This is a genomic window from Acinetobacter lactucae, assembly GCF_013344765.1.
Classification (GTDB): domain Bacteria; phylum Pseudomonadota; class Gammaproteobacteria; order Pseudomonadales; family Moraxellaceae; genus Acinetobacter; species Acinetobacter lactucae_A.
Genome location: NZ_JABVBF010000002.1, coordinates 1 through 16,200, shown reverse-complemented (window position 1 = coordinate 16,200; position 16,200 = coordinate 1). Strand labels below are relative to the sequence as shown.

The following is a 16,200-nucleotide window of genomic DNA, read 5'->3' as shown; positions in this document are numbered from 1 at the left end:
CCTAAATAACTAATCAATCAGTTTTCATACGGATAGACTTGTAATTTCCACTGCTGTGCCTGAATTTTTTTGGCAAAAGCATAAGGTAAGTTAATCTCAATATTTCGACTATTCGACACAATTGCATCATATCTGCAAACTTCGACCTGATTTTCATCTAAGAGCACCCAACAAACTCTCTGTGCAGTTGGATGGGCAACTGCTGTCGCAATTATTGGTGAACCGTCATTCATTCCTACATGAAAATTTTCACTGTCATTTTGCATTAACGCCAGATCGTAAGCTGGAAAATTGATAGCCTCTGAGTCAAATTGCTGACTGTCATGTATAAGCACACTTTGTTTTAAAGTCGGCCAAATACAGTAGCGCAAATAATGTTGATCCATCACCCGATTATCCAAATAACGTCCAGTGGCAACATAATCCCTGATATGTGCTTCAATATTATGAAAAATCCCCGTACATCCACCCCACATACCCGCCAAAATTAGCTCAGTATGAGAATAATTATCGCGCATTAAATGAAACCATTTATCACTCTTGAGCCAAGCATCTACAGCTGCTTTTTCACGATGCGAGACAATGGAGTCGGCATCACGTATCAGAAAACGCTTAATTGTCGGATCATCCATCACCAAAAAGCGCCAAAACAGACCAGATAGCTGTTTTTGAGAGTCTGTAACCTGAATAACTTGCGCGCCCTTCTCTTTTAAACGCTGTTGCACCAGTACTGGCACAGTATCATCGACATAAAATCGACACGTCCATTCTGGGTAAATCTGTTTGGCTAGCTGAATATTTAAAATAGAGGTCTCACAATAGCGGGGGTTTGCCCCAAACAATGAAAAAGCAATAATATTTTCTTCAGGGTTTGCACTAAATGCTGATGGTGCTTGATCTGGAATTGCCAAAACAGGTTCGCTCTTCGCTAATTCTTTTTTGGTTGAAATTGCCAAGCGTCCAAATTTGATTGTTTCTTCTTTTTTCTTTAAATGATGACAAACTTCTGTAAGACCATCATATAAGTTTGTATTTACGTTAGATCCACTTGCCCGAATCGCTTGTAAATAATGCTGATAGGCTTCGTTATAACGACCTAAGCGTAATTCGGTATAAGCCAAGTCAGATAAAGCTCCCGGATGCTTAGGAACTAAGCTAACAGCTTGTTTAACATGTTGATAAGCTTTGGCATAATTCCCTTGTGCTGCCGCTTGTTTAAATGCATTAAAATGTTGATTTAAAATTTTATTCATTTCCGCAGGATTGTTTTTTTTATGGCGGCTAATCATTCCTATTGGTGGTTTCGGTAAGCTTAATGTTTTTTTCATTGTAAATATCCGTAATCTTGCTGTTCTATAATTTCAGTTAGAATAATAGATCACTTGTAGCAAATTCAAAACTTCTCTATCTTTAACCCATAATTTGGCGCGTTGGATGCGTTTATGCTCACACATTTAACTTTAATTAATTTTGCATTAGCTGATCATTTGGCTATTGATATAGAACAAGGATTTAATGTTCTAACAGGCGAAACAGGTGCCGGAAAATCATTATTATTGGATGCACTCTCTGCCTGCCTAGGGGAACGTACAGATACAAATTATGTCCGTTATGGTTCGGACAAAGCGGATATTACCGCTGTTTTTACCTATCAAAATAATAGTCCTGAAGCAAAATGGCTCCAAGACCACGAGCTAGATGATGATTCTGGGGAAATTCATTTACGTCGGGTTATTTTTGCAACTGGCCGTAGTAAAGCATGGGTCAATGGACGCCCAAGTAGTCTATCTGAACTCAAAGAATTAGGCCGTTTGCTGGTTCAGCTCTATAGTCAGCACAGCCAGCAGCAGCTGCTTGAACCACCTTATCCAAAGCATTGGCTAGATCGTTATAACAATTTTTATGCTGAAGCAAATGATGTACGTGAAGCCTATAGCACATGGCAACGTACTATTCGTTTGCATCAAGCAGCCTTAGATGCACAAGCAACCCGACTGCAACGTATTGGTACTTTAGAGCATCAAATTGAAGAGCTCGAAGAGGTCATTCAAACTGACTATAAAGAAATTGAGCAAGAGTTCGATCGCCTTAGTCATCATGAACATATCATGCAAGATTGTAGCTATAGCCTAAATGTGCTTGATGAAGCTGAGCAAAACATTACTCAAGAAATGTCTTCGATTATTCGTAGATTAGAATCCCACGCGGGCCGTAGCGAACAACTTTCCGAGATTTATAATTCTTTACTGAATGCTCAAAGTGAAATAGATGATGCAACAGCAAACTTGCGTCAATTTATTGATCGTCAAAGTTTTGATCCAGAGCGAATGGAAGAACTAAATTCCAAGTTGGAAGTTTTCCACCGTCTGGCACGTAAATACCGCACTCAACCAGAAACACTTAAAGAAGAATATGAAGCTTGGCAAAGTGAGCTTGAGCAATTACATCAACTTGAAGACCCAGAAACATTGGCAGAACAAGTTGAAAAGTCGCATGAGGAGTTCTTAGAAAAAGCTCAGCATTTAGACAATATTCGTCGTGAAGCTGCCGCTCCTCTTGCGAAGCAATTAACTGAACAAGTGAAGCCTTTAGCGTTACCAGAGGCACACTTTGAGTTTAAGTTTGAACCATTAGAGCAACCTACCGCTGAAGGTTTGAGTTTTATTCAACTATTATTTACTGCCAATAAGGGTATTCCTCCTCAACCATTAGCACGAGTAGCCTCAGGTGGTGAACTTTCACGTATTGCGTTAGTTATGCAAGTCATGAACGCTGAAAAAACCGAAGCAGAAGTGTTAGTGTTTGATGAAATTGATGTCGGGATTAGTGGTGGAACCGCAGAAGTTGTGGGACGTTTACTTGCCGACTTAGCCCAACATGTTCAACTTTTATGTATTACCCATCAGGCACAAGTTGCTGCACAATCAGATCAGCATTTATTAGTTAAAAAGCAACAAACTGATCCGGCAAGCAGTACAATTGTGGAACTAGACGAAAATCAAATCATTTTTGAGTTAGCTCGCATGTCAGGCGGTGTTGAAATTAATGAAACAACCTTGCAACACGCAAAACAATTACGCCAACTTAAATTTCAGGCTTCTTCAAATTAATAAAAAATGAGAGAAAAAGATTGGCGAAATCCGATTAACTCTTGTATGTTGATAAAAAGAACCTATATAGATAAAAGGGTCGAGAGACCCTCTAGTGACATTTTTTGAGGGAGAACCGCTTAGGTGACCAAACAATATCTGACTCACCGTTGTCTGATTGCCCCGCCAGAAATGGCAGATGACTTTTTCGCAAACACTGTAATTTATCTTGCTCGTCATGATGAAGAAGGTGCTCAAGGCATTATTATTAACCGCCCTTCCGGCATTCAAATTAAAGAATTACTCAATGATCTCGACATTGAAGCAGACAATGTAAATCCACATGTGGTTTTACAAGGTGGGCCATTACGTCCCGAGGCTGGATTCGTTCTTCATACTGGACAACCGACATGGCATTCATCTATTGCTGTAGGTGAAAATGTTTGTATTACTACCAGTAAAGATATTCTTGATGCGATTGCCCACAATGAAGGTGTCGGTCGATATCAAATTGCTTTAGGTTATGCGAGCTGGGGTAAAAACCAGTTAGAAGATGAAATTACGCGCGGTGACTGGCTCATTTGTGATGCCGATATGGATCTGATTTTTAACCTGCCTTATGACGATCGTTGGGATGCAGCCTATAAAAAAATCGGTGTAGATCGTGCATGGTTAGCATCTGAAATCGGACATGCTTAATGACCGAAACACAATCAAAATCGATTATGGCTTTTGACTTTGGTACTCAAAAAATGGGAATGGCGATTGGTCAGTCTTCAATTGAAAGTGCCAATCCCCTCCCTCTATTTGTGATGAAAGATGGTATTCCAAACTGGGATCAGCTCTTAAAAATCGTGAAAGAATGGCAACCTGATCTATTTTTGGTTGGTTTGCCTTTGAATATGGATGATAGCGAGTCAGAACTTTCTACACGTGCCCGCAAATTTGCGAGACGTTTACGCCATCAAACCAATATTGAAACATTAATGGTAGATGAGCGTCTAACTACACGTGAAGCACGAGAAGAACTCGGTTTCTACCAAGAGCAAGGTCGAGCAAAAAAACTTTCTGCAGATAGTTTTGCAGCAGCCTTACTCATTCAAAGTTGGTATCGAAATCCGGTCGGTTTAACCCCGTAATATTAAAAAGGAAGGCTAAAGCCTTCCTTTTTAGTTCTCGTTTTATTTCTCGATAATATGCACAGTTGCCGTACGTCCAGAGACGAAAGCAAGCTGGTTCTTTGGTGTTTCATCCAATACGATTTTTACAGGCACACGCTGCGCTAAACGAACCCAACTGAACGTTGGATTTACATTGGCAAGAAGTTTAGAACTGCTTGAGCGTTCACGATCTTCGATACCCGATGCAATACCTTGTACATGGCCTTTAATTTTTTGGCTATCACCCATTAACTGTACACTGGCCTGATCGCCGACATGAATACGGTTTAATTTAGTCTCTTCAAAATAACCCACAACATAGAGTTGTTTACGGTCAAGTAATGCTGCAACCGCCTGCCCGACTTGTACATAATTACCCGGGCGCATATCAAAGTTAGATAAAGTACCATCAGCTGGGGCAACCACCGCAGCACGATGCATATTAAGCTCGGCCAAATGCAAATTGCTCGTTGCCGCTTCAATGAGAGCCTGTTGTTGCTTAACAGTTGCTTCCGCTTGTTGAATAGCAGCTTGGAGTTGCTCATGTTCAGCGTGAGATTGATCACGTGTTGCGAAAACTTGATCTTGTTCTTGTTTAGAGATGGCACCATCCATGAGGTTTGAATAGCGGCTTGCGTTTTTCTCGGCTAACTTAATATTCGTATCTGATTTAATCAGGTTCGCTTTTGCTTGTGCCAAACCAGCTTGTGCTTGGGCAAAGGCTGCTTTTGCTTTTGCTAAATCAGATTTTGCCTGTTCTACGTCTAAAGCTCGGCGAGAAACATCAATTTTAAAGAGCACCTGACCTTTTTTCACAGTCTGGTTATCTTGAACCAATACTTCTGTGACAAGGCCCGCAACATCCGAAGATACTTGGATAACGTCACCACGAACGCGCCCATCGCGGGTCCACGGCGCCGCATTATAGTAGTTCCACAAATGCACAATGGTATAGACCGCCACCATTAATGCGACAATCAAAATTACTGGACGGATGACTTTTTTCAAATCCACCTGATTCATTTCACTCACCTAACTCAATCTTTAATTTCGCAAACATCTCTACACACCAACCCCAACAAAAATTTGATGTATTACCAAAAGTAGTAACAGGTAAAAACACAAATTGAAAATACTAGGTAAAGCAATCCAGCCTTTTGCAATTAACTTGTTTGTCAAAGGGGTTAACCCACGAAAACAGATATATGCCAAGAGTGCTTGAACGAGCAAAGAAGGCACGTAAATACCATAAACATTAAACTCACCCATTTGCTGTGGCTCCTCTCAGAGTGCTGCTTTCATTCATTTGCTCTGATGAAACATGGCACATGCTATAAGCAATATTGTTCAGTGAAATGAGTAGTCTTTGTCGCATCGTCATATCTTCAACATTTGAAGCAAGCTGTTTTAATTCAAATAACGCTCGGTAGATTTGCTCTACTAAAGCTGTCGTATCATTTCCATCATTTTCTTTGGCTCTAAACAGCTCATCCAGATTTTGTTGCAAATGACCAATATGCTGAGTAAGTTCGGATGATTGAGGGAACTGATTGGCTAACTCTTGTAATCGGCTTAAATCGACAATACTACTCGACTCAATCAGGGCCTGATGAATTGAAGTTTTAATCTCGTCAGACTGCACCATTTTGCTGTTTAGAATCCCAATCCGATCTAGCATACTGCGTAGATGAACTTTAAAATCAAGTCCATATGGCAGATAGATCGCTTGTCGCATGGCACGATAATGCAAGGCTAAAATACGGCTTGCACTTGTATCCGGTGACATGGCACGAACAACGTCAATGACAATCAAGGACACTAAAACACCCAAGATCATGGCGAATGAACTATCAAGATAAGACACCGCATCCATGCTATAAGCATTGTGCAGGTTTAGCCCCATCATGGTATTAATACCCAACACCATACCTACCGGCATAAGCATTTGATTGGCCATCATAGATACAGCAAACAGGAACATCGGCAATAAAACCAGTCCAAGTTCCCAGAATGTGGTGACATGAGGGAAAATACCAAATGCATAAACGAAGACTAAAACTGCTGAAGCAATACTGCCCCAGATAAAAATACGCAAAACCGGAACAGGGTTATCTAAGGCCGTTAAAATACAGGCTGTTACTGCACCCATTTGTGCCATCATAAATCCAGCTTTCCAGCCTGAAATAATCCAGACCCCAGTCACAATAAATGTAATCAGGACTGCACTAATGCCCCCTCGAATAGCCACACCATGATCACGGTGTAAACTTGGATATTTGGTCGTCATTGGGGTAATGTTGTCGGGAATTTCTTTATTACCTTGCTGAATTCGCTGCCACAAGACTTTAACCGCTAAAACATTGCTAATGAAATGGCGCACATCCATTTTCATGGCTGCAACCAAAACTTGTTGATGTGTAGAAGCCGATTCCATCAAACTTGCAAAATCACTTTCAAACTCATCAGGCAACTGCAAAATATTTTCATCAACAATCAGATCTTTTTGCTCTAAAAACTGAACAACATGAGCTGAAAGCTGTTGCAATTTTTCCGCATGTGTCTCGATAAACCGAAGTTCTTGAAGCTGCTTAATACGCTCAGATAAAGCGACCAGATTAGCCACCACCATTGATATTTGATGGAGCATTTCTTGCAAGGGTTTGGTCATGCCATGCAGTTCGCCCTTTTCATAGCTCAAATGTACTGCCAAGGCATGAATGTCTGTAGTGTCGCGAGTAATGGCAGCCAAAAGCTGAGTATTGTTCTGCTGCGAATCTGTATTTAATAAATTAGCAAACAGATTTTCTGTATCTTTTAGGGTTTTGATCACCCGCTGTTTAATTGCCGAGCCAATATGCATTGGAAGAATCGTGGCAGAAACCACAGCACTTGAAATCACGCCAATTGAGATTTCTATGACTCGAGCTAAAGCAATATCAAATATATTGTATTGATCAATATAAGTAATTGCATTGAAGACGATCATGGCTGTCGAATAACCCGCCAGCATAAAAGCATAACTACGTGGAGTACGATCAAGTAACGACACATAAAGCGCAAAACCCACCCACAACGACAACACCACGGTAAATATCCAAGGTGTATTAATTAGATGTGGCGTTAGGGTTAAGGCAATCACAGCTCCGCCAATTGTCCCTACCACTCGATAGACACATTTAGAGGACACCATTCCTGAATATGGATTAGCAATAATCAGAACCGTGCCAATCGACCACATCGGATTAATTAGATCTAATTCAAAAGAAACAAATAGTGCCAACATTCCGGCAATAAATGTTTTTAAGGCAAAGATCAGATCAAGCCTACTCGGGCGGAACGCCAGTATTTGCTTTAATAACATGAACTCATCTCAAATACAGATTTGAACTGATGAGCATGCCCTTCAATGTTTGATTGCCTTTCTAAAGACAACACAACTTTGCCATTTGCTTATAAGCAAATGATATGAGGAGCATCCTTCAATACAATGATTTTTCCACATCTCGCCTGATTGGCAGAGATGATTTCAGTTTGGGCGCCATTTAAACGGCCAAGCTTTGGAAAGAAGAGGTATCAAGAAATCAATCTGGAACCGACCAATTTCTCGATTAGATATTTTGTTTGGCAATTTTTTCAAAATAAAGCGATTTAGTCAACTAAAATATCTCTATTTGATAATTTGATATATTTTTTAATTATCGTATATGATGTATAAGCCAAGAGAAGTTTTCTCTTTGTCAGAGTAAAATACTCAAATCAGGCATTTATTTTAGAATTGCGACAAATCTTCTTTTTTTCTGTTATAAAAACTCAAAGATGACTCGTTGTTAAAGGATACGAACAAGACATTATGGCAATTTCAAGTTTTGGCAAAATTTTAACCGTACTGGACCTATTTTCAGTTTCGCGTCCAATCATTAACGTCGATATTATTTGCGAAGAACTTGGCTTGTCCAAACCAACGAGTTACCGTTACCTCAAAGAGCTAGTATCAGCCGATCTATTAAAACGTATTAATGGAACCTCTGGCGATTATACCTTAGGCTCAAAAATTGCAGTTCTTGACTATATCTCTAGAACAACCGACCCACTGGTTCAGATCAGCACACCGTTTATGCGAAATATTGTAGAACGTACCGAACTGTGCTGTTTACTTACTTATTTAAATGATGACTATTGTATTGATATACATCATGAAATATTTAAAGACACCGAATTACTTTCATATGGCCGAGGTTGCCCAAGACCGATTTACGTTGGATCATCTCCAAAAACAATGGTTTCGCATTTAAGTAAACAAAGGATGCAGGACTACTACCACCGTTACCAACAAGAATTAAAGCAATCAGGTTTTGCTGAAGATGAACCGAGTTTTATTCAGCGTATGCGTAAAATCAAAAAACAAGGGTTTTATTTCTCACAAGGTGAGATTGATCCGAATGTTTCAGGCCTTGCTGTTCCTGTTCGATTTTCAACCAAAGAAGTACCTTTAGCTTTGACCTTAGTTGCCTCTAAAAATCGTTTTGATTTTTTAAACGTTGAAAAGCTCATTGAAATTTTGCAAGAAAATGCTGCACTTATTGAACAACGTTTTATGGAGTTATCTGAAAAAGGTGAAATCTAAAACCCCTCCTTATGATAATTTAAACTTTTCTTACACTTTAAAACATTGAATATCTCAGAATATTCTCATATTATGATTTTATCTCCTATTGATGATTCTTTTCATCAGCAGCTCATCAATAGAAGTATCCCCCTCAGAGGAATAAGCTCATGTTGCCATCATGGGCTTTTTTCTTGCCCAATTTTTAATGAAAGTCATGAAAACTGAAACTGCCTAAAAGTAAGATTAATACGCGGCTGTAAAATCTTTGTTGAGCGATTTAAACGATGTTGCCAATGTTGTTGCGTTTCACCACGCATCACGATGAGTTGGCCAGGTTGTAGCCACAATTCAACTTTCTCTTTACTTTGAATGTGTTTAAAAGAAAATTTACGGGTAGCTCCAAAACTTAAAGATGCAATCGTTGTGGTTTTTGCTAAAGAAACATCCGAATCACTATGCCAAGCCATCCCTTGTGTTCCATCTTCATAAAGGTTTGCCAAGCAGGAGTTAAATTTTTCTGAAAGCTGCTGTTCTACCAATTGTTTGAGTTTGGCAAGCGCTCGATCCCAAGGCAAAGAATCACGAATGACACCCGAATATTTATATTGATAATAATTATCTCCATACCATGCAACTTTTCGGGCTGTAATAAAGTGTTTGCCATACAACTTAGCCTCGTCATGTTTCCATGCGAGGTGTTGATAAAGATAGTGAAAATATTGTTCAGCTTCTTCAGGGCTTAAAATACAACCATAGTCCTGAACTTCACCATCGTAGGGTAATAAATTCTCACAAGGCTCTGGAGAAAATAAATCCAAGGTCATACGGTCTCTCCATGTTGCTTTGACATCTCCCAAGCTAACAATGCCAATTTACGCCCTTTTTGCCAATGGTATTCTCCGACCATCCCTGTGGCACGGATCACTCGATGGCAAGGAATCAAATATGCAATCGGATTTTGCCCAATTGCTGTAGCTACGGCTCTGACTGCTTTAGGTTTGCCAATTTGCTCTGCAATATCTTGGTAAGTCCGAAGTTGCCCTTCTGGAATGGTGAGCAAGGCTTCCCATACTTGTAGCTGAAATGGGGTTCCAGCCAAATTAAGTGGAAGTTTTTGCTGTAAATGTTCTGAAAAATCTTGCTTGAACCACTTTGCAATTTGTTGATGCCAAATCGGTGAGTGATTTTTCAATTGAGCTTTTGGAAAACACTGCTTAATTAGTTGTTCAATATTCTCGTGAGTTTCGATAAATCGAATAGAGCATATGCCTTTTTCACTACTGACCACTAACAACTCACCAAATGGGCTTGTCTCAACCGAATAATTAAGAATAACGCCTTCGCCCTGCTGTTTATATTCACCGGGTGTCATCCCTTCAAGCTGAATAAACAGGTCGTGTAAACGGCCAGTACCAGATAAACCCGTATTTAACGCAGTTTCCAATAGACTCCGTTGTTGCAACAGATAATATTTAGCCTGCTGCAAACTCATATATTGAACGAATTTTTTCGGACTGATCCCTACCCATTCTTGAAACTGACGTTGGATGTAACCTGAACTTAAATTCATATGGCTCGCAACATCGTCTAGACTGGGTTGCTGGTCCAGATGTTCATATAAATATTCAATTACAGTGGCAATTACAGCAAATTGCCGAGAAGAAAGCATTTGCATATGTCACCTCCTTAGCACTTATATCTTACATTAAAGCAACCAAAGCCCTATGACGACCCGATTCTTGCACTCTTCAAAAATAAAAAAGCCTTTCATTGTAGAAAGGCTTCATCATTCAATTTGAGCTTAAGGCTGCTTTAAATAAGGCCAAGCTGCTTTGAGGTAAATAAACATAGACCATAAAGTTAAAATGACCGCTGTATATAACAAAGCATAGGCAAGCATTTCTAAAGGCTGCCAATTGAGTAAGAACACACTAATGGCAATCATCTGAAAGGCTGTTTTATATTTACCTACAGTTGATACGGCTACACTGGTTCGTGCGCCAAGTTCTGCCATCCATTCACGTAAAGCAGAAACCGTAATTTCTCGCGAAATAATCACAATTGCTGCAAAAGCCATTGAAATGGTTGGATTCCACTGTACTAAAACAATCAGTGCGGCCGCCACCATGAGCTTATCTGCAACTGGATCTAAGAAACGGCCAAATGCTGAAGTCTGGTTTAAAGTTCGTGCCAAATAGCCATCAAACCAATCGGTAATAGCAGCAAACACAAAAATAGCCGTCAAGATAATATGACGACTCATACTTCCTTCATGCTCACCAATACCCATTGCAGGCGGCCAATACGCAATCACCAAAAATACAGGAATAAGCGCGATACGCGCCAACGTTAGGATATTTGGGATATTCAGGATTCGCCCTGTGGTCATAAACACCGCCAATTAAGTCTTCAAGCATCTTGTAACAGACAAAAATACTTTCTTCAATATTGTATCTATCTGTAACAGCCACTTTATACGAAATATATGAATCGAGGAAGTAGACTGCTTAAGTAAATACCGTAACAGTTTGCCGTAAAATTGCAATTAAATGATCATTTTGGTCCCAAAGATGGGCATATTCCGTGGAATAACCTTCACCCGCATATTCAGTTATCACTTTATATTTAAACCAGTCACACAATTGATGTTGGAACGGATGGACATAGGTAATGTGCCAAGTTAAAGAACTTGCAGGAGCAACTTGCTTAAACATCGGCAATACACCAGGTGGCCAAATATCCATCAAAACAATTAAATCTGGCAAAGTCATTTGACGATTTTCATGCTTCTCTGGAGAAAACCTTGACCATCCTCCAAAGTCAGCATACTGACTTCCTGTAACAGGATAGTGACCTTCTGCCCAGCATACATCAAAATGTTGATAGCATTCTGGCATTTGTCTAGCAAAAGGAATAGGTTGTAAATCTTCTGGTGGTGCATAAACTGGAACGATAGGCTCATGTCGCACTTCAATATTCGATGCACGAGGCACACCAAAGCTCGCAACCAAAATGGTCTGTACCGCCCCATCTTGCCATAAACGCGTTTCAAGCGTAGTGACCGACTTCCCTTCTCTTAAAATTTCGATAGTCAATTGAGCAGGTCCCTGCTGTACAGGGCCCACAAAAGTAATACTACAGCTTAGTAATCTTTTATTTGGATCTTGAATATTGCAGCAGGCCTTTTGCATGAGTAATCCAGCGACAAGACCACCAAAAACGGTTCGCCCCTGTAACCACCCTTCAGGTATTTCAATACATTCCTTTTGTTTTATTTCTTCAAATAATTGCAGTAATGACATTCACTTCCCTAAAGCACTCTGACTCTTGATGAAACATCTTTCATCATTTTAAAGAGAATGTGAATGATCATTCTTGTACTTATATGCCAACTATTTGGTCACTCGGCATAAAAAGGTACCTTTATTCATGCAGAATTTTATAAATCGTTCTCGCCATCATCTCACCAAAACCAGGCACAAGAGTGAGCTCTTTTTCAGATGCTTTTAAAACACCTTGGATCCCACCAAAATGAGTTAATAAATCTCGACGGCGCTTTGGTCCCAGGCCCGGAATTGCTTCCAAAACTGAGGTACTTCGGCGTTTATCACGTTTAGCACGATGTTTGGTAATCGCAAAACGATGGGCTTCATCACGCACCTGCTGAATCAAATGCAATGCCTTATGGTCTTCCGGTAACTGGATTTTTGTGCCATCGGTAAAATGCAGGGTTTCAAGTCCGGGTTTACGCCCTTCACCTTTAGATACACCCACCATAAAAGCGTCTAATCCAAGCTCTTGCATGACCTCCATCGCCATATGGAGCTGGCCTTTACCACCATCAATCAACAGCAAATCAGGCAATATGGCCTTTTTATAACGGCGTGTTAAGGCTTGACGCATAGCAGCATAGTCATCGCCTGCAGTAATGTCTTGAATCGCAAACTGGCGATAGTCACGCTTACGAGCGCCTCCTTGGTCAAACACAACACATGAGGCAATTGGAGCTTCCCCCATGGTGTGACTAATATCAAAACATTCAATACGATCGACAGGTCTTCCCACCACTTGCTCTAACTGATGGAAACGTTCATTAAGTTCTAAATGATTACTCAATTGCCCCTTAATGGCATGTTGAACATTCATTTCAGCTAACTCTAGCCACTCGGCACGAGTTTCTCGAACATTACTCTTAATCTGAACTTTTTTGCCAAACTGTTGTGCCAGTGCTTCTTCTAATTCTTTACCGTCAGGCAAAGCAATATTTACGATGAGCTCATTGGGAACTTCATCTGCAACCTGAAAGTAAAAGTTCGCCATAAAATCACTGAGCATTTGCCCAAGATCATCACCGAGCATGTCTGGGAAGTAACTTTTTCCACCTAGCATTCGCCCATTGCGTACATACATAATTTGCACGCATATCACACCTGCCTGATATGCGATTGCCAGAATATCCGCTTCACCTTTGACTTTAAACACGGCTTGTTGCGCTTGAACTTCACGCAGTAAAGATAAACGATCACGGTAAAAAACAGCTTTTTCAAATTCGAGCTCAGCCGCTGCTTGTTCCATTTTGGCAATGAGCTCTTGGTTAAGCTCTTTGGTATCACCTTGCAAAAAGCGAATACTATTATTAACGTCTTCTTTATAATCTTCGGGTGAAATTAAACCTACACAAGGGGCCGAACAACGCTTGATTTGATATTGCAGACATGGACGCTTGCGCTGTGAGAAATAGCTATTTTCACACTGACGCACATTAAAAAGTTTTTGTAAAACCAGTAATGTATCGCGTGCACTATAGGCACTTGGGTACGGGCCAAAAAACTTACCAATTTGGTGCTTACCTTTACCACGCCCACTGGCAAGCCGAGGATAAGGCTTATCAGCCGAAACAAAAATATAGACATATGATTTATCGTCCCGCAGCATAATGTTATAAGGCGGACGATGTTGTTTAATTAAGTTTTGTTCTAAGAGTAAAGCTTCAGTTTCTGAACGAGTAACCAAAGTTTCAATATCATAAATTCGCGCAACTAAAGCTTGTGTTTTAGGATGCTCAATCTTTTTAACAAAATAACTCGACACCCGATTTTTTAGATTTTTTGCTTTGCCAACATATAGCAATTCACCCTCCTTCCCTAGCATTTTGTAAACACCTGGAAGTTGGGTCATGTTGGCTAAAATTTTTTCAATATGAGGACGAGCGTTTTGATTCACTATTGGCATGCATGGCTTAATACTGAATACCTAATGTGATGTTTTCACTCCTACTTTTCAAGTGCTTTACTGTGCCAGAACATAAATTTGGAAACAGATTTAGATATGGCCCGACAAATTGTGTCGTACTTGCTTAAGAGTCTAGACGATAGTAACTATATTTAACGTCTTTTTCTTTATACACCGCATAGGTTTTTTGACGAAAATCCGAGAACCAACCATTGCCTGTATAGCCTGCAATATGACCATAAGTGTGGCCACTTGTTCGCTCAATAATATAAATATCGCCTTCTTGTGGACGGTTGAAAGCAGGTTTAATTTTCTTATAACCATTCTTTTCCAGTGTTTGCCCCCAATCAGAAGCAGCTACAGGATGCTTAGAAACATCTGCTCCAGCCGCTTGTAGAGCAATACGGATATTTTTCGCGCATTTCTCTTTACTATGGTTGGCAGATATACTTTCAAGCTTACTTGAGAACTTGTGCAAATTAATATTTTGATCTTCAGATTGATGACTTTTCACATCAGTTTTTTTATGTTTTTCAGTCGACGAAGCTGCTTGTCTTAACATCACTTTCATTTTTAAATCATCTTGAGAGCTTTCTTCTTTTCTCTCTTCGATATGATGAACATGTGCATGAACTGCGTGATGAGCATGAGCCATTTTAAAACCTACTTCCGCTAACCAGTCTTCGAAAAAACCGCGCCATTGTAGAATCAAAATTGCCTATTGGCTTTTAATAGTTGTAACAAATTGCCAGCACTGTGAAGTGAGTCACAAAATATATTAAGTACTGTACAGCATAAAAAACGCCCTTTCGGGCGTAATAAAACTATTCATTTATCTATAATTACTGGGTTAAAGCTCTCACTCATAAAGTCAGAGTAATTACCTATAATTGGTCAATCCCATCCATTTTAAAACACGATTGACCAAGTATTTATAGAGAGTTCCAGATTAATTTAAATTATTTAAATAAACTGTACGCTCTACAGTTTTTTGAATAAAGCACTGAGTATATTGCATCTCTTGGTTTTGCTTACGCATATCAGCAGTCCAATAATCGGATTGCTTTTGGTAAGTTTCTAAGTCTTTTTCAGGAATTTCATCTACAGTCTTTTGTGCCAGCACCTTACATTCAACATCACGTTTTTTAAACCAATCCGATTGATCTTGTTTAAATTGAGTTTTTTTCTCAGCACTCAATTTGTCCCAAGTCTGATTTAAGCGTCCCACTTGCTTCGCTTTGTCACTATCCAATTCTTTTTTACGAACATCCATCGCTTCCTGAGCCAAAGCAGTCTGCTCTTCATTATTTTGTTCAGATATTTGCTGATTTTCTTCAATATTTTCTTCAATCAACTCATTTTCTTTAACATAGGCTGCATATTGCACAGCTTTAGTGGCAACAAAAACCAATCCTTCAATCACACTATTTTGAGTTGGCAAGTCAAACACCAAACCCTCTTTATCTGTTTTTGTGATGTTATAGAAAAAGTCACCTTTCAATTGGTCATTTTCAAGAGTCAAAGATGATTCATTATCCGAAAAATAGTCATTGAGCGTCTGCGATTCTTCATCAGAATGACGCAGCTCTTCAATATATGCATTTTCCGCACGTTTTTGTAAACCTTTCGGCAGTGAAATGACCAATTGGCTTTCACAACTTAATTGTGTATTTTTTTGGCTTTCGTCTTCTAATGGTAAAGTGCGGATATTTTTAATTTCAAACTTCAAACCTTGATTAATTTTATTAAGAATATCTGCATCAACCTGATATTGACTTTGTCTTAAGCTACGCTCAATTTGCTTCAAATATTCTTTTTTCAAAGAAGTTTGAATCTGATTTAAATTCTCAGGGTGTGTACAACTCCAATCCGAAACTACCTCAACTTTTTCTGTTTTTGATTTTGGCTCTGGCTTAGATTTACCACATCCAGTCAATATTACTGCTGCACTGAATGTAGTTATTACTAAAGCTTGTTTCATCACCGTATTCATTTATATTCCACGCAAATTTTTAAATTTATTAAGTACAATAAAGGTATATATTTACCAGTTGTATTATCATCCCAATAATTAATATAAAATTCACCTAAAATTTTAAATAAAGTACTATTC

The 16,200-nt window shown here is 39.4% G+C and carries 16 protein-coding genes and 1 pseudogene; 4 read left to right on the top strand and 13 right to left on the bottom strand.

What is annotated here, in order from left to right; all coding sequences use genetic code 11:
* Nucleotides 1-17 precede the first annotated feature (17 nt).
* The gene (locus tag HUN22_RS00455) at nt 18-1,328 is read right to left on the bottom strand and encodes a tetratricopeptide repeat protein (RefSeq protein WP_174726102.1); all 1,311 of its coding nucleotides are present in this window, start codon (nt 1,326-1,328) and stop codon (nt 18-20) included.
* Nucleotides 1,329-1,442: 114 nt separating this feature from the next.
* On the opposite strand from HUN22_RS00455, the gene recN reads away from it, so the two are divergent.
* The 3 genes from recN (at nt 1,443) to ruvX (ending at nt 4,228) form a co-directional block, all read left to right on the top strand.
* Complete coding sequence (gene recN / locus HUN22_RS00450) at nt 1,443-3,110, top strand: DNA repair protein RecN (protein WP_002115135.1); 1,668 nt, start codon at nt 1,443-1,445, stop codon at nt 3,108-3,110.
* Between the two features lie 123 nt (nt 3,111-3,233).
* Nucleotides 3,234-3,788 carry a YqgE/AlgH family protein gene (locus tag HUN22_RS00445; protein WP_002114753.1) on the top strand — a complete coding sequence of 185 codons (555 nt, stop codon included), beginning with the start codon at nt 3,234-3,236 and terminating at the stop codon, nt 3,786-3,788.
* On the top strand, nt 3,788-4,228 hold the full coding sequence (gene ruvX / locus HUN22_RS00440) for a Holliday junction resolvase RuvX (protein WP_002115066.1): 441 nt from the start codon (nt 3,788-3,790) through the stop codon (nt 4,226-4,228). The genes HUN22_RS00445 and ruvX overlap by 1 nt, the downstream gene beginning before the upstream one ends.
* Before the next feature lie 42 nt (nt 4,229-4,270).
* On the opposite strand, the gene HUN22_RS00435 is transcribed toward ruvX, so the two are convergent.
* From HUN22_RS00435 to HUN22_RS00420, 4 genes and pseudogenes are all read right to left on the bottom strand, one after another.
* Complete coding sequence (locus tag HUN22_RS00435) at nt 4,271-5,272, bottom strand: HlyD family secretion protein (protein ID WP_016144157.1); 1,002 nt, start codon at nt 5,270-5,272, stop codon at nt 4,271-4,273.
* A 39-nt stretch (nt 5,273-5,311) separates the two neighbouring features.
* Nucleotides 5,312-5,518, bottom strand: a complete 207-nt coding sequence (locus HUN22_RS00430; protein ID WP_174726101.1) for a DUF1656 domain-containing protein — start codon at nt 5,516-5,518, stop codon at nt 5,312-5,314.
* Complete coding sequence (locus tag HUN22_RS00425; RefSeq protein ID WP_174726100.1) at nt 5,511-7,610, bottom strand: FUSC family protein; 2,100 nt, start codon at nt 7,608-7,610, stop codon at nt 5,511-5,513. Before HUN22_RS00425 ends, HUN22_RS00430 begins: the two co-directional genes overlap by 8 nt.
* Nucleotides 7,601-7,732 (bottom strand): annotated as a pseudogene (locus tag HUN22_RS00420) (hypothetical protein). Before HUN22_RS00420 ends, HUN22_RS00425 begins: the two are co-directional and overlap by 10 nt.
* Before the next feature lie 367 nt (nt 7,733-8,099).
* On the opposite strand from HUN22_RS00420, the gene HUN22_RS00415 reads away from it, so the two are divergent.
* A complete protein-coding gene (locus tag HUN22_RS00415) occupies nt 8,100-8,873 on the top strand; it encodes an IclR family transcriptional regulator (protein ID WP_016142387.1) in 774 nt (257 codons plus the stop codon).
* Between the two features lie 194 nt (nt 8,874-9,067).
* Here HUN22_RS00415 and HUN22_RS00410 read toward each other — a convergent pair whose 3' ends face one another.
* The 8 genes from HUN22_RS00410 to HUN22_RS00375 all read right to left on the bottom strand — a co-directional run.
* A complete protein-coding gene (locus HUN22_RS00410) occupies nt 9,068-9,679 on the bottom strand; it encodes an alpha-ketoglutarate-dependent dioxygenase AlkB family protein (RefSeq protein WP_174726099.1) in 612 nt (203 codons plus the stop codon).
* Nucleotides 9,676-10,530: a methylated-DNA--[protein]-cysteine S-methyltransferase gene (locus HUN22_RS00405; protein WP_174726098.1), complete on the bottom strand. Its 855-nt coding sequence runs from the start codon at nt 10,528-10,530 to the stop codon at nt 9,676-9,678. The genes HUN22_RS00410 and HUN22_RS00405 overlap by 4 nt, the downstream gene beginning before the upstream one ends.
* A 126-nt stretch (nt 10,531-10,656) precedes the next feature.
* Entirely contained in the window at nt 10,657-11,244 is a 588-nt protein-coding gene (gene pgsA / locus HUN22_RS00400) for a CDP-diacylglycerol--glycerol-3-phosphate 3-phosphatidyltransferase (RefSeq protein WP_002114808.1), read from the bottom strand.
* Nucleotides 11,245-11,362: 118 nt separating this feature from the next.
* On the bottom strand, nt 11,363-12,157 hold the full coding sequence (locus tag HUN22_RS00395; RefSeq protein WP_174726097.1) for a thioesterase family protein: 795 nt from the start codon (nt 12,155-12,157) through the stop codon (nt 11,363-11,365).
* Nucleotides 12,158-12,278: 121 nt separating this feature from the next.
* A complete protein-coding gene (gene uvrC / locus HUN22_RS00390; RefSeq protein ID WP_174726096.1) occupies nt 12,279-14,078 on the bottom strand; it encodes an excinuclease ABC subunit UvrC in 1,800 nt (599 codons plus the stop codon).
* A 133-nt stretch (nt 14,079-14,211) separates the two neighbouring features.
* On the bottom strand, nt 14,212-14,742 hold the full coding sequence (locus tag HUN22_RS00385; RefSeq protein WP_174726139.1) for a CHAP domain-containing protein: 531 nt from the start codon (nt 14,740-14,742) through the stop codon (nt 14,212-14,214).
* 294 nt (nt 14,743-15,036) lie between these two features.
* Nucleotides 15,037-16,080, bottom strand: a complete 1,044-nt coding sequence (locus HUN22_RS00380; protein WP_174726095.1) for a lysozyme inhibitor LprI family protein — start codon at nt 16,078-16,080, stop codon at nt 15,037-15,039.
* Nucleotides 16,077-16,200 (bottom strand): hypothetical protein (locus HUN22_RS00375; protein WP_174726094.1); only part of this gene is annotated, 124 nt, incomplete at its 5' end. The genes HUN22_RS00380 and HUN22_RS00375, both read right to left, overlap by 4 nt.